At 73.4% G+C, this 13,682-nt stretch carries 12 protein-coding genes and 1 pseudogene; 3 read left to right on the forward strand and 10 right to left on the reverse strand.

Annotated features, from left to right (window positions below; genetic code table 11):
* Nucleotides 1-103 precede the first annotated feature (103 nt).
* From AB0H37_RS44185 to AB0H37_RS44230, 10 genes are all read right to left on the reverse strand, one after another.
* Complete coding sequence (locus tag AB0H37_RS44185) at nucleotides 104-889, reverse strand: HAD family hydrolase (protein WP_360618713.1); 786 nt, start codon at nucleotides 887-889, stop codon at nucleotides 104-106.
* Nucleotides 886-2,019, reverse strand: coding sequence for an ABC transporter ATP-binding protein (locus AB0H37_RS44190; protein ID WP_360618714.1), 1,134 nt, complete (start codon nucleotides 2,017-2,019; stop codon nucleotides 886-888). The genes AB0H37_RS44185 and AB0H37_RS44190 overlap by 4 nt, the downstream gene beginning before the upstream one ends.
* A gap of 2 nt (nucleotides 2,020-2,021) precedes the next feature.
* Entirely contained in the window at nucleotides 2,022-3,845 is a 1,824-nt protein-coding gene (locus tag AB0H37_RS44195; protein ID WP_360618716.1) for an iron ABC transporter permease, read from the reverse strand.
* Nucleotides 3,846-3,910: 65 nt separating this feature from the next.
* Nucleotides 3,911-5,092 carry an ABC transporter substrate-binding protein gene (locus AB0H37_RS44200; protein WP_360618717.1) on the reverse strand — a complete coding sequence of 394 codons (1,182 nt, stop codon included), beginning with the start codon at nucleotides 5,090-5,092 and terminating at the stop codon, nucleotides 3,911-3,913.
* Between the two features lie 69 nt (nucleotides 5,093-5,161).
* A complete protein-coding gene (locus AB0H37_RS44205; RefSeq protein WP_329089727.1) occupies nucleotides 5,162-5,821 on the reverse strand; it encodes a DUF47 family protein in 660 nt (219 codons plus the stop codon).
* The gene (locus AB0H37_RS44210; RefSeq protein WP_360618719.1) at nucleotides 5,818-6,798 is read right to left on the reverse strand and encodes an inorganic phosphate transporter; all 981 of its coding nucleotides are present in this window, start codon (nucleotides 6,796-6,798) and stop codon (nucleotides 5,818-5,820) included. The genes AB0H37_RS44205 and AB0H37_RS44210 overlap by 4 nt, the downstream gene beginning before the upstream one ends.
* Nucleotides 6,795-7,790, reverse strand: a complete 996-nt coding sequence (locus tag AB0H37_RS44215) for a Gfo/Idh/MocA family oxidoreductase (RefSeq protein ID WP_360618720.1) — start codon at nucleotides 7,788-7,790, stop codon at nucleotides 6,795-6,797. The genes AB0H37_RS44210 and AB0H37_RS44215 overlap by 4 nt, the downstream gene beginning before the upstream one ends.
* A 429-nt stretch (nucleotides 7,791-8,219) precedes the next feature.
* Entirely contained in the window at nucleotides 8,220-9,140 is a 921-nt protein-coding gene (locus AB0H37_RS44220; protein WP_360618721.1) for a LacI family DNA-binding transcriptional regulator, read from the reverse strand.
* A 71-nt stretch (nucleotides 9,141-9,211) separates the two neighbouring features.
* Nucleotides 9,212-10,564: a phytase gene (locus AB0H37_RS44225; protein WP_360618723.1), complete on the reverse strand. Its 1,353-nt coding sequence runs from the start codon at nucleotides 10,562-10,564 to the stop codon at nucleotides 9,212-9,214.
* 130 nt (nucleotides 10,565-10,694) lie between these two features.
* Nucleotides 10,695-11,432, reverse strand: a complete 738-nt coding sequence (locus AB0H37_RS44230; RefSeq protein WP_329089736.1) for a GntR family transcriptional regulator — start codon at nucleotides 11,430-11,432, stop codon at nucleotides 10,695-10,697.
* Nucleotides 11,433-11,596: 164 nt separating this feature from the next.
* Here AB0H37_RS44230 and AB0H37_RS44235 point away from each other — a divergent pair, with 164 nt between their 5' ends.
* From AB0H37_RS44235 to AB0H37_RS44245, 3 genes and pseudogenes are all read left to right on the forward strand, one after another.
* Nucleotides 11,597-12,478, forward strand: coding sequence for a TIM barrel protein (locus AB0H37_RS44235; RefSeq protein WP_360618725.1), 882 nt, complete (start codon nucleotides 11,597-11,599; stop codon nucleotides 12,476-12,478).
* A complete protein-coding gene (iolC, locus tag AB0H37_RS44240) occupies nucleotides 12,475-13,434 on the forward strand; it encodes a 5-dehydro-2-deoxygluconokinase (RefSeq protein WP_329089740.1) in 960 nt (319 codons plus the stop codon). Before AB0H37_RS44235 ends, iolC begins: the two co-directional genes overlap by 4 nt.
* Nucleotides 13,431-13,682, forward strand: a pseudogene (locus AB0H37_RS44245) (hypothetical protein); the annotation flags it as partial. The gene iolC and the pseudogene AB0H37_RS44245, both read left to right, overlap by 4 nt.

Consider the following 13,682-nt stretch of genomic DNA (forward strand, 5'->3'; position numbering starts at 1 on the left):
ACCTCGGGACGCGACCGGAACGCCGTCCGCAGCCGGTCCCCGGTGGCGCGGGCGGCGAGTTCGGCGATCCCGGCGAGCTCCCGCGAGGCGGGGACGTCGACGCTCATTCTTCTCCTTCGATCGTGGCGGTGAGCAGGTCCAGCAGTCCGTGCCCGTCGTCGACGACGGCGTCGGGGCGGCATCGGACCTCGTACGGGACGTCATGGGTGCCCTTGGCCACCATCAGCACGTTCCCGCCGACGCCGGCGCGGTGTCCGCACAGGACGTCCCGGTCGAAGTTGTCGCCGACGTACCAGGCGTCGGACGGCTCGACGCCGAGTGCGCGGGTCGCGATCCAGATCATCTCCGGGTTGGGTTTGCGGATCCCGACCTCGTCGCTGTAGATCTCCAGGGCCAGTTTGCCCGCCAGCCCCGTCGAGGCCGTGTAGTTCCGGTGCACCGCACCCGACAGCGCGTTGCTGACGATTCCGCAGGGGATGCCGAACCCGGCGGCGGCGTCCAGCAGTTCGGGGATGCCGGGACGGGTGCGGCGGTCCTGCCGCAGTTCGCCCATCCGCCTGCACAGCGGGGTGGCGTGCGCGACGACGAGCTGCCGCGCGGGCGCGGGCCAGTCGGCCGCCACGTAGTCGCCCCAGAAGGCGGCGTGGGTCGTCTCGCGCGGCGCGTACGGGCGGGACATCGCGTCCTTCCAGCACTTGTCCGCGGCGGCGCCCGCCCTGATGTCGGTCTCGATCGCGGCGGCGTCCAGCTCGCGGGAGCCGGCGCGGACGAGGGCCGCGTGCACCTCCCCGGCCAGGTCCGCCTGCCATCCCTCCCGCTTGGAGGTCTCGACCAGCACCCCGCCGAAGTCCAGCAGCAGCGCCCTCGGCCGGCGCAGAACCGCGGTCACGAGGCCGCCTTCTGGACGGGCGCGACGGCGTCGTCCCAGGCGCCCATCCGGGAACCGTCCTCGGCGAACACGTGGAGCCGCCCGGGAGGCGTCCAGCAGTGGAGCGCGTCGCCCGGCGCCGCCTCGGGGTCCTCGTGGGTGACGGCGAACAGGTCGGTGTCCAGGACGCGCAGCTGCACGGTCCAGCTCGACCCGGTCGGCAGGACGGTCTCGACGACGGCCTCGTCCGCCCAGGCCGTGTCGGGCACCTCGTCCCGCGACCGCGCCAGCTTCAGCGCCTCGGGCCGGACGCCCGCGCACGCCGCCCCGCTCAGGCCGGCGCGCTTCTCCACGTGGCGCAGCAGCGACCCGGCGAGCCCGTCGGGCTCGTCGCCCAGGGGGACGATGTTCATCGGGGGGCTTCCCACGAACTCGGCGACGAAGCGGTTGGCCGGACGCTCGTACATCTCCATCGGCGGCGCCACCTGCTGGAGCTCTCCCTCCGACATGACCGCGATGTGCGTGGCCATCGTCATGGCCTCCATCTGGTCGTGGGTGACGAACACGACCGTCGCGCCCGTCTCCTCGTGGATGCGCTTCAGCTCCGTCCGCATCTCCAGGCGCAGCCGCGCGTCGAGGTTGGACAGCGGCTCGTCCAGCAGCAGGACGTCGGGGTCGACGGCGAGCATCCGCGCCAGCGCGACGCGCTGCTGCTGGCCGCCGGACAGCTGGGACGGGTACCGGTCCATGCAGTCGGCGACGCGCACCTTCTCCAGAGCCTCCTGGGCGCGGGCCCTGCGGCGCTCCGCCGGCACCCTGCGCATCCGGAGCCCGAACTCGGTGTTGCCGCGGACGGTGAGGTGCGGCCAGAGCGCGTAGTTCTGGAACACCAGGCCCATGTCCCGCTTCTCCGGCGGGACGTAGACGCCGCGCTCGACCGAGTCCAGGACCCGGTCGCCCACGGTGATCTCGCCCTGGGTCGGCTGCTCCAGCCCGGCGACCATGCGCAGGGTGGTGGTCTTGCCGCAGCCGGACGGCCCGAGCAGGCAGGTGAAGGACCCGTCCGGAATGACGAGGTCGAGGTCCTTCACCGCGGCGCGGCCGCCGCCGACGTAGTTCTTGACCACTCCGCTGAGGGTGATGGCCGGCATGGTCAACCTCCGATGCCCGAGGCCAGGCTGCTCTTGGTGAGCCGCTGGGCCAGGTAGGTCATGGTGAACGAGAGCAGGGCGATGACGAGCACGACGCCGTTGGCGAGCTGGGTGTAGCCGTAGTCGACGAGCCCGATGGAGAGGGTGGTGAGCAGCTGCGTCCCGGACGTGGTGAGCATGATGACGATGCTGAGCTCCTTCAGCCCGGAGATGAACGGCAGCACCACTCCGGTGACGAGCGCGCCCCGCTGGATCGGGATGATGATGCGGACCATCCGGGTCGGCCAGCGCGCCCCGCTGATCTGCGCGGCCTCCTCCGGCTCCCGGCCGAGCTGCATCATCGCCGAGATCCCCGACCGGGACGAGTACGGCAGGTGCGTCACCACCATCACCAGGACCAGCAGCGTGATCGTCCCGTAGAGGGCGGGCACGGGGCCGCGCCGGACGGCGAACAGCGACAGGCACGCGGCGGCGAACGCGATGCCGGGCACCAGGTACGGCAGGAACGACACCTGCCGCAGGAACCCCGAGACGCGGCTCCCGGCGCCGCGCACCACCACGTAGCCGACGAGGAGTCCGACGAAGCCGCAGACCAGCGAGGCCAGCCCGACGATCCGCACGCTGTTCCAGGCCGCCTCCCACAGCTCGCCTCCGCGCAGCACGCCGTGCGGGAACCCGACCGCGCCCTCGATGTCGGATCCGAACCAGTACTTCAGGGTGAAGTTGCCGGGGCTGAACACGCCGGGCGTCTTGGTGATCGTGGACAGCAGCAGCGTCAGCACCGGGATGACGACGCTCGCGGCGAACACCGCCATCGCCAGCCCGAACGCGGGCCACCGCCAGCGGCGCAGGTCGCCGCGCCGGTCCATGGCGCCCTTCCCGCCGACCGTGACGAACCGGCGCTGCTCCCTCACCAGCCGGGTGTCGACCACGACGACGAGCACCCCGACCAGCACGATCACGCCGGCGAGCGTCGAGGCGACGCCGGTGCTGCGGTCGCGGATCGCGTGGTAAAGGCTTGTGGACAGGACGTTGTAGTCGCTCGGCAGCCCGAGGATGTAGGGGGTGCCGAACGTACCGAGGACGCGTCCGAGGACGAGCAGCACCGCCGACGACAGCGCGGGCAGCATCAGCGGCAGCGTGATGCGGCGCAGGACCGTCCGGCCGCCGGCGCCGAGGATGCGCGCCGAGTCCTCCAGCTGCGAGTCGATGCGGCGCAGCGCGTTGCCGAACAGCAGCAGCACGAACGGGTAGTAGTGCAGGCCGAGCGTCACGATGATCGGCACCGGTCCGTAGGCGAGCCAGTCGGGGGTGTGGATCCCGGCCCCCTGCAGATAGCCGACCTGCCCGCCGGACCTCTCGTTCTTGAACAGCGACAGCCACGCCAGCGCGAACGTCCAGGACGGCAGCATGTACGGCACGACCAGCGCGCCGGCCAGGAACGTGCGGCCCGGGACGTTCGTGCGGGTCACGAGCCACGCCATCGATCCGCCGACGACCAGCGCGAACGCGATGACGCCGACCGCCACCGTGAGGGTGTGCAGGAGCGGTTCCCAGAACAGGAGCCTGCTGACCGGGGAGCGGAACACCCGCCACAGGTAGTAGCTCGTCCACGACCCCGCGCCCTGGCCGGAGCGGGCCTCGTCGCCGTACTGGACGCGGCCGGCGTCCGAGACGACCGAGACGAGCGGGGCGATGACGAGGTAGAGCAGCGCGGCGCTCAGCACGAGGCCGAGCAGCACGGTGGGGTCACGCAGCAGGACGCGGGACCGGTACAGCACGCGCCGGCCGCGTGACACGGGCCGTGCGGAGGCGGCGACTGCCATGGGTTCTTCCTCCGGGGTGGGGCCCGCCGGGCCGCTTGCACGGCCCGCCGGGAGTCGGGCGGTGCTCAGGAGTGGTTGACGCGCCAGAAGTCCTTGATGTCCTGGCGGTTGCGGAAGTCGGCGAGCAGCTTGTCGGAGGAGAACCAGTACAGCTGGGTGTTCCAGTCGGTGAGGCCGGGCGGGTCGTGCGGGCTCACCCCGACCGCGTCGTTGCCGGACACGCCGCCGGAGTGGGCCTCAAGGTCGAAGCCCTCCTTCGACATCGCGAAGTGGACGAACAGCTTGGCGGCATTGGGGTGCTCGGACTTCGCCGCGATCGTCGCGAACTTGGGGTAGGCGAAGCCGGTCCAGGGGCTCAGGCCCTCGCAGACCTTCATGTCGAAGCCCTTGCCCTCCAGGTCGCGGAACTTGGCGATCGAGAACAGCCCGATCGTCGTCCGGGTCTGGTTGGGGGCGCCGACGGCGGTCGCGACGTCCTCGTCCTCGGTGGTCAGCACCGGGTCGTTCTTCGCCAGCCGCTTCACCCACTCGTAGGCGGCGTCCTTCTCCCCGGTCTTGAGCCTGCCTTTGCCGAGCTGCTCGTAAGCGGCCGCGAGCTTGTCGGGGCTCCGCTCCGACAGCTGGGTGAACCACTGGGTGAAGACCTCCTTGCCCAGCGGGTCCTGCATCATGACCTTGCCCTTCCACCCGGGGTCGGTCAGGTCCCAGATGTTCTTCACCGGGCAGCCGGCGGGGTTGAGCCTGGGGTTGTAGGCGAACACGTACGCCTTCGAGAGCATCATCAGCGGGTTCCGGTTCTTCTCGCCGATGGTCGTGGCGAGGTCCGGCGGGATCCATGTCGTGACGATCTTCTGGGGGAGGAGCTGGCCGACGAGCATCGGGCCGTCCTCGAACAGGCTGACGTCGATGGTGACGTTGCCGGCCTGGGCCTCGCGCGTCATCTTCTCCGCGGTCGCGGCGGCCTTGGACTTCTCGCCCTCGGCCTTGATGCCGTACTTCTTCTCGAACGCGGCGGCCATGTCCTTGACATCGCCGCTGCCGTCGTAGGCGAGGACGCTCCCCTCCTTCCTGGCGGCGGCGATCAGCGCGTTCAGGTCGAAGGAAGCCGCGTCCTCCACGGTCACGGCGGGGAGGGGCCGGTCGGCCCCCGCCTGCCCCTCGCCGGACGGCGCGCACGCGCTCAGCGCCGCGGTGGCGAGGGCGGCGGCGACGGCGGCCCCGGCCTGTGCCCGGCGCCCTCTCATCATGGTGCGGATCATGGTGGGTTCTCTCCTCGCGCTGTGCCCGCAGCCCCGACCTGCGGCTTCATGGTTCGATCAGTGACTGCGTTTGAGCATCGCGTCCGAGAGCGCGTCGGCCGCCTCGCCGAGCCGCCGCCCCACGGCGTCCAGGCGGTCGAGCAGCTCGCGCCTGCGCAGGACGTCGATGTCCAGCGGGCCGGCGAACAGCCGGGTCAGCGCCGCCTGCCGGGTCTCCCGGACGCGGTTGCCGGCCTTGCGCGCGCCGAGCGCCGCGACGGTGACCGCGGCGGGCTCGGCGAGGACCTTCCGGACGGCGGTGTCGAGGGAGGTCAGCCCCTCCAGCACCGCGTCCAGCGGCGGCACGGCGAAGCCGAGTCCGGGCGGCCCGAACAGGTCGGCCTCGCGGACGAAGTCGCGGAGGTTGTCCAGGACGTCGTCGACGGAGCGGGAGAGCCGGTACAGGTCCTCCCGGTCGATGGGGGTGGCGAGGACTCCGTGCAGCATCGCGGCGAGCGCCGCGCGCTCGGCGTCCCCCGCGTGCTCGATCTCGGCCATCCGGGTGCGGGCCTCGCCGGAGGGGACCCGCCCGGCGGCCATCTCCCGGGCCAGCTCGGCGCCGTCACGGACGGCGCGGATCTGCCGGGCGACCTGCCCGACGACCCGGTCTCCGGAGCGGCCGCGCAGGTCGTCCCACACGAGCCGGATGCGGCGGACGGGCCGGACGGCGGCGCTCACAGCGCCCTCACCGCGACGCCGCCGAGCGTTCCCGCGGTGAAGGCGAGCGGCAGTGTGAACAGCCACGCGGCGCCGATGCCGACGACGTTCTGCCAGCGCACCCGGGAGGCGCCCTCGCTGGCGGCGACGCCGACCACCCCGGCGGTGACCGACTGCGTCATGCTGACCGGCGCGCCCGCGAGCGAGCTGGCCGCGACCGACGCGGCCGCCGCCGCCTCCGTGGACACCACGTGCAGCGGCCTGGCCAGCACGAGCCCGCGCCCCAGCCGGTCGCCCACCCGGTGGGCGGCGCTCAGCGCACCGGCGCAGAAGACGACGGCGATCGCGATGAGCACCACCGGGGTCGGCTGGACGGGGCCGACCCCGCCGAGGCGCCGCGTGGACACCACATGCCGCGCCACGCTGACGACGGCGAGCATCTTCTGCCCGTCGTTGGCGGCGTAGGCGGCGCACTGGGCGGTGTAGGCCAGGACGTGGGCGGTCCGGACGGCTCCGGGCATGCCGGTGAAGGACGGCACGCGCCGCGACGCGAGCCCGAGCCCGAACCCGACGGACGTGCCGACCAGCGGGGCGGCGGCGCCGGCGATCAGGACGAGGCCGAGCCCGTCCCAGGCCACGTCCAGGCCCATGCCGAGCCCGGCGCCGCCGATGCCGCCGACGATCGCCAGGGTCAGGCTGGTCGGCAGGCCGCGCCGGATGAGCCCGGCGACGACGGCGAGCGCGACGGTCACGCCGAGCAGGAAGGCGAGCGCGCCCCGCCGGTCGCCGAGGTCGGTGAGGCCCTCGGTGAACGTCCGCGCGACCGTGACCGTCACCTGCGGGACGAGGACGAGGGGCACGAGCACCAGCGCGGTCAGCAGCAGTCTGGGTGAGCGGGGGTAGCGCCCGCTGAGCCCGAGCAGGGCCGCGCCGTCGTTGACGCCGGTCACCCAGACGAAGGCGAGCGCGACCGTGCCGAACGCCACCGCCCAGATCATCGGATCTCCGCGAGCGGGACGCGGCGGCCCTCGCGCAGCGAGAGCGTGGCGGCCTCGGCGACGAGGAACGCCTCCAGCGCGTCGTCGATCGTGCAGGGGCTGCCCGCGCGGCCCCTGGCCATTTCCAGGAACGTTCCAATTTCGTTCGCGTACGCGGGTTCGAAGCGCTCCTGGAAGTCGGTCCACGGGTCGCCGGGAGGCCAGTCCACGCCGGGCTCGGCCGACCGGAGCGGGGCGCGCTCGTCGAGCCCGACCACCCAGGTGCCGGCGGTGCCCGACAGCTCCATGCGCACGTCGTATCCGGCGCCGTTGTACCGCGAGCCCTGCAGCGTGGCGAGCGTCCCGTCGTCCATGACCAGGACGGCGGCGCTGGTGTCCACGTCCCCGGCGGCGGAGAAGTAGGCGTCGCCGCGGTTGGCGCCGACGGCGGTGACCGAGTCGACCTCCCGCCCGGTGACCCACCGCAGGATGTCGAAGTCGTGGATGTGGCAGTCGCGGAAGATCCCGCCCGACGAGCGCACGTACTCGGCCGGTGGCGGCGCCGGGTCGGCGGTGACCAGGTGGACGCGGTGGAGGGCTCCCAGGCGCCCGTCGAGCACGGCCTGCCGCGCCGCCGCGTAGCCGGCGTCGAACCGGCGCTGGAAGCCCACGTGCACGGGCACTCCCGTCTTGGCGGCGCGGTCGCGGACCTCCAGCGTCGTGCGCAGATCGGGCGCGACCGGCTTCTCGCAGAACGCGGGGACGCCCGCGTCGCAGGCGCGGACGAGCAGCTCGGCGTGCGTGGACGTCGGCGTGGCGATGACGACGGCGTCGAGCCCGGCGGTGAGCACGGTCTCCGGGTCCCCGGCGCGGGCGCCGATCGGGCCCGCCAGCGCCGCGGCGCGGCGGACGTCGGCGTCTCCGATCAGCAGGGTGTCGACGTGGGGATGGCCGCCCAGGAACCGGGCGTGCGACGCCCCGATCCGCCCCGCGCCCAGCAGTCCGACCCGCATGGTGCCTCCCATGGCTGTCCGATCGGATGGCGAGTTCATCTGATGGACCGGCGGCGGACACCGGTTGTTCATCTGCTCGTCATCTTCGTGTGGCTTGGGCCACATTTGTAGCCCGAGCCGGAACGGCAGTCAACACTTTGTTCTTACATCTTGACGTTCTTACCTAGACGCGCGTCTTGCCGTGCCGGCCGCTGGCCGGGCGGAGCTGCGGGAACGCGATTCGCGGCCCGGCTCCCGACCGGCCGGGTGCGGCCAAAGGCGGTGCGCAGGGACGCGGGCACGGCGAATCCGCGTGCCGCGGCATGGCGAATCCGCGTGCCGCGGGCATGGCCGAGGGACGTGCCGCGAGGTCGGCCGGAGCCGAGGGCGCACGCCTTGCCGAGCGACGGTTCCGGAGTCTGGAGGGCCGCCGTCCAGGCCGGGACCGGACTACCGGGTGGTGTCGCGCTCGTTGAGGAGGGGCGGGACGGTGACGCGCCGTGTCGTCACCGGGGCGCCGTCCCCGATCCGGTCCAGCAGGAGCGCCGCGGCCTCGCGGCCCAGCTCCGCGGGCGGCGAGGCGATCGTCGTCACCCCCGCGGCCCGCGCCCCCGGCGGGTCGCCGTGGACGATCAACGAGATGTCGTCCGGCACGCGCCTCCCGGCGCGCAGCAGCGCGGTGAACGCGGCGGTGCCCGTGGCGTCGCCGAGTGCGAGGACGGCCGTCGGCGGCTCGGGCGGCCGCCACAGCTCGTCCGGATGGGCGACGACGGCGCCGGCCGGGCACGCGCGGCGCAGGGGTGAGGGGCGCGGGCCGAGGTCGAGGCAGGCGACGCGGTGGTGGCCGAGGTCCGCCAGGTGCCCGAGCGCCCGCTCGACGGCCGCGGCGCCGTCGCCGGTCACGCAGTCGACGCGGTCGGAGCGGACGGAGCGCCCGACCACGGTCACCGCGCATCCGGCGGCGGCGTGCTCGATGTCGGCGGCGGGCAGCTTCGGCCCGGCCAGGACGACGCCGTCCGGGCGCAGGTCGAGCAGGTCGTCCAGGGCCGCCCGCTCGCGTGCCGGGCCGCCGCGCCCGGTGGCCAGCAGGAGGCGGACACCGCGCCGGGCGGCCTCGTCGGCGAGCCCGTCGTAGACCGCGGAGTACCAGGGATCGTGGAGGTCGGAGAGGAGCACGCCGATCATTCCCGTCCGGCCCGCCGCGAGGCCCCGCGCCATCATGTTGGGCCGGTAGCCGAGCTCCCGGGCCGCCCGGAGCACCGCCTCGCGGCGCTCCTTGCCGACCTTGGGGGAGCCGCGCATCACCAGCGACACGAGCGCGCGCGACACTCCGGCTCGCGCCGCCACGTCCTCCAGGGTCGGGTGGGTCATGCGGTGTTCTCCCGGGTACGGCGAGTCGCCGCCATGGGGCATGGCGGCGACTCGCGTCGGTGCGGTTCGTGCTAGTCGCGCGGATCCCAGTCGCCGGGCGTGACGTCCAGGTCGAGCGGGTCCGCCACATCCTCCCAGTCGACCAGCTTGAAGTTGGTGTTCTCCCGGACCTCGCCGTTCCCGTCGGTGACCGTGGGGGTGTTGACGCCGTCGTGGACGACGAGGAGGCCGTTCTCGAACCCGCCGACGGGGGCGCTGGTCACCATCGCCCCGTCGCAGACCTCCGAGCCGTCGACCGCCGTGCCGGCGGCGACGCGGAAGTGGCCGAGGTACTGGCGCGGGTCCTCGCGGTCGTAGACGACGAAGGTGTCGTCGCCCTGGCTGGAGGCGAGCAGGTACCCCTCGCCGTCGTCCTGCCGGTAGAGGGACAGGCCCTCGGCGTCGGCGGTGATGCGCGTGCCTCCGACGCCGGGGTCGGGTCCGCTCGGTGCGCACTCCTCGGTCTCGGGGTCGTAGGCGGCGGGGACGCCGTACTCCTTGACCTTGTCGATGAGCTGCGGCGCGCCGCCGCCCAGTGGGATGCGCCAGATGCCGACGTCCTCCTGGGCCGCGAAGAGCACCCCGTTCTCGGGGTCGGCGACCATGCCCTCGACCTGCGGTCCCTCGCCGGGATCCTCGCACGGCGTCCAGGTGCCGCCGCCCGGCAGCGCGAACGAGGTGGGCAGGTCGACGTCGCGGACGTGCCGGTAGGTGACGGTGCCCGCGGCGGTGGCCTCCAGCCTGACGGTGCCGACCCGGGAGGTGTGCCGGCGGCTGAGCGCGACGTAGGAGGCGCCGCGGGAGTCCTTCCAGGACGCCAGCCCGTACGCCGTCGCCTGCTCGTTGACCTCGTCGGGGGAGGACGAGAAGACGGGCGCCACCCCGGGGTCGGTGACGTCGGTGAGCGGGGCCCGGTGGTCCTTGGCCTTCGCGGGGTCGATCGCGTAGGCGCGGACGGTGTCGCGGCCGCGGTCGGAGACGACGGCCAGGTCGACCTTGCGGCGGCCGAGCTGGAAGCCGTAGATCAGGTCGACGTTGTTGAACCGTCCGGGCTCGTCGCCGGGCCGGGGCGGGGCGGGGGCGGCGAGCCGCTGGATCTCCCGGCCCGCGGTGTCGTACACCGCGAGCCCGCCCTGCTTCAGCGTGGCGACGATCAGGTCGCCGCGGCGGTCGCCGGGATGGCTCCAGATGGCCGGGTCGTCGGCGTTGGCGTTGCCGCCCGCGTCGTCGTCCAGGTTCGCGGGCGTCTCCAGCGCGGCGCGGACCTGGGCGAGCTCGTCGCCGCCCGCGACCGCGGGGACGGCGGAGAGGAAGGCCGTGGCGAGCGCGGCGGTCGTCGCCGCGGCCGCCAGGCGGGCGCCCTGGGGGGTGGGTCTCAACTGCATCGGGTTCCTCCTGATGCGTGTTGGGGGGATGCCTGCACCGTAGGCATTAGAGCGCTCTAATTCAATAGAGCGCTCTAATTGATCAAGAGGTTTTCATCGGGCGTTCGCCGGGGCGACCCCGATGGGCCGGCTAGCGCTCGACGAGGGTGAGGGCGAAGGAGTACCGGTCGGCGCGGTAGACGTGGCAGCCGTACTCGATCGCGCCGCCCTTGTCGTCGTAGGCGGTGCGGGTCATGGTCAGCAGCGGGACGCCGCGCCGCTCGTCCAGCAGCCGGGCCTCGGCCGCCGTCGCGCCGCGGGCGCCGATCGTCTGGTTCGCGATGCGCAGGTTGATGCCGGTCGCGCGCAGCAGCTCGTACAGGCCGTGCTCGGCGAGGTCGGCCTCGGTGATCCTGAGCAGGTCGAGCGGCAGGTAGTTGGTGAGCAGGGCGAGCGGCTCGTCGCCGGTGAACCGGATGCGGCGCATCCGGATGACCTCGGTGCCGGGCGGGACGCCGAGCTCCTTGGCCACCTGGTCCTCGGCGGGGACGGGGCCCAGCTCCAGGACCTCGGTGCGCGGCTCGCGCCCGGCCGCCGCCAGGTCGTCGTGCAGGCTGGTCAGCTCGATCGGGCGGCGGATCTCCGACTGCACCACCTGCGTGCCGACGCCGCGCTTGCGCACCAGCAGCCCCCGGTCCACCAGGTGCTGGATCGCCTGCCTGACCGTCGGGCGCGACAGCCCGCAGCGGTCGGCCAGCTCGACCTCGTTCTCCAGGCGGGTGCCCGGGGACAGCTCGCCCGCCCGTATCGCCGCCTCCAGGTGCTGCGCGAGCTGGTAGTACAGCGGTACGGGGCTACTGCGGTCCACGGTCACGCGCGGTCGGTACACCCGGCGCCTCCTATCGTCGGGACGATCGTACCCGCCGCCGCCAGTTAGCTTATTACCTCATGATGTCATAACAAACTATTGACATCTCTTCCCGGCCTTCAGCAGACTCGGCGAGGCCGATACCGAGCACGCAGCCGGGCGCGTCCCAGGGAGATGGTGAGCCGATGTTCAACGACCGCGTCGCGGGAGCCCCGATCTCGTGGGGGGTGTGCGAGGTGCCCGGCTGGGGGCATCAGATGGACCCCGGACGGGTGCTGGCGGAGATGCGCGACCTCGGGCTGGCCGCCACGGAGTTCGGACCGGACGGCTTCCTGCCGCCAGGGGCCGAGGAGCGCGCCGCCCTGCTCGACGAGTACGGACTCCGCGCGGTGGGGGGCTTCGCGCCCGTCGTGCTGCACGACCCGGACCGCGACCCGCTGCCCGAGATCCGGCGGATCCTGTCCGGATTTGGAGTGGAACGCTCCAAATCGGAACTGACGCTGGTGCTGGCCGCCGTTCACGGGCTGCGGGGTTACGACGAGCGCCCTTCCCTCGGCACGGCGGGGTGGACGGCGCTGCTCACCAACCTCGACCGGATCGCCTCGCTCGCGGGGGAGGCCGGCGTGCGCGCCGTGCTCCACCCGCACGCCGGAACCATGGTGGAACGATCCAATGAGGTGCTGCGCGTCCTCGACGGGTCCGGCGTGCCGCTGTGCCTGGACACCGGCCACCTGCTGATCGGCGGCACCGACCCGGTCGAGCTGGCGGCGGCCGCCGCCGGGCGGATCGCGCACGTCCACCTCAAGGACGTCGACGCCGGCCTCGCCGAGAGCGTGCGGCACGGCCGGACGCCCTACACCGAGGCCGTCCGCGCCGGCCTCTACCGCCCGCTCGGCGCGGGGGACATCGACATCGCCGCCATCGTCGGCTCCCTCGAAGGCGCCGGATACGACGGCTGGTACGTCCTGGAACAGGACACCGTCCTCGACCGCGAACCCGCCCCCGGCGCCGGCCCGCTGGCCGACGTGCGCGCCTGCGCCGAGTACCTCGCCGGGATCGGCGCATGAGCGGCGCCACGTCCTTCGACGTCATCACCATGGGCCGCGTCGGCGTCGACCTCTACCCGCTCACCTCCGGTGTCGGGCTGGACGAGGTCGAGACGTTCGCGCGGTTCCTCGGCGGCAGCGCCACCAACGTCGCGGTCGCCGCCGCCGGGCACGGCCGCCGCACCGCCGTGATCACCCGGACCGGCGCCGACCCGTTCGGCCGCTTCGTCCGCCGGGCGCTCGCGGAGTACGGCGTCGACGACCGGTACGTCGCCGACGTCCCCGGCCTGCCGACCCCGGTGACCTTCTGCGAGCTGTTCCCGCCCGACGACTTCCCGCTGTACTTCTACCGCTTCCCGAAGGCGCCCGACCTGGAGATCCGGGCGGACGAGCTGGACCGGGCCGCGATCGAGGGCGCCGGGGTGCTGTGGGCCACGATGACGGGGCTGTGCGCCGAACCGTCCCGGACGGCGACGCTGGCCGCGCTCGGCGCCCGCCGCCGGTCCGCTCTCACCGTTCTCGACCTCGACCACCGGCCCATGTTCTGGGAGTCGCGGGACGAGGCGCGGCGCTGGGCGGGCGAGGCGCTCGAACACGCCACCGTCGCGGTCGGGAACGTCGCCGAGTGCGAGGTGGCCGTGGGGGAGGGCGACCCGCTCCTCGCCGCCCGCGCGCTGCTCGACCGGGGCGTCCGGCTCGCCGTCGTCAAGCGAGGACCGGACGGCGTCCTCGCCGTCGACGCCGAGGGCCGGACCGCCGAGGCGCCGCCGGTGCCGGTCGAGGTCGTCAACGGCCTCGGCGCGGGCGACGCGTTCGGCGGCGCACTCTGCCACGGGCTGCTGTCCGGCTGGGACCTGCCGCGCGTCCTCGGCTTCGCCAACGCGGCCGGCGCGATCGTCGCGTCCCGGCTGGCGTGCTCGGCGGCGATGCCGACGACGGACGAGGTGCTGGCACTGGCCGAGCAGGTGGCCGCATGACTCTCGACATTCCAGGGAGTCCCGCCGGGGCGCGGGTGGAGCGGATCGCGGGGTTGGCCGAGGTGCGGGCGGTGCGTCCGGAGTCGGTCGCCGAGGCGGCGCGGGGGCGGGTGCGGCGTGCGTCGTTGCTGGGTGGGTCGGGGCGGTTGATGTTGCTGGCTGCTGATCATCCGGCTCGGGGTTCGTTGGCGGCCGGGGGTGATCCTTGGGCGATGGCGGATCGGGGTGAGTTGCTGGATCGGTTGTGC

The organism is Actinomadura sp. NPDC023710 (assembly GCF_040639875.1).
In the GTDB taxonomy this organism is placed as follows: Bacteria; Actinomycetota; Actinomycetes; order Streptosporangiales; family Streptosporangiaceae; genus Spirillospora; species Spirillospora citrea.